The 360-nt window shown below is 64.4% G+C and carries 1 protein-coding gene; it reads left to right on the forward strand.

The annotated features are described in order from the left end of the window. On the forward strand, positions 1–360 hold a 360-nt coding region (locus FHD02_RS24085), incomplete at both ends, for an Ig-like domain-containing protein (RefSeq protein WP_220394389.1).

Raw genomic sequence — 360 nt, forward strand, 5'->3', positions numbered from 1 at the left:
ACGGTGACCGATATTGCCGGCAATACAGCGACGTCCTCACTGGACTTCACCGTGGACACCACGCTGTCCGTTCCGACCCTCGATCTGGCGGAGGCGTCAGACAGCGGCAGCAGCGTGACCGACAATATCACCAACGACACCACGCCGGCGTTCACGCTGGGCAATATCGACGCCGACGTGACGGAGGTGCAGGTGCTGATTAACGGCACCGACTACCCGGCGACGCTGGCGGACGGGACGTGGAGCTTTACCGCCCCGCAACTGGCGGACGGGGAGTACAGCATCACCGTGCAGGTGACGGATGACGCGGGGAACACCGCGACCTCGACCGCACTGGCTATCACCGTGGACACCACCGTG

Source organism: Citrobacter sp. EC_71, assembly GCF_019584005.1.
GTDB lineage: Bacteria > Pseudomonadota > Gammaproteobacteria > Enterobacterales > Enterobacteriaceae > Citrobacter > Citrobacter werkmanii.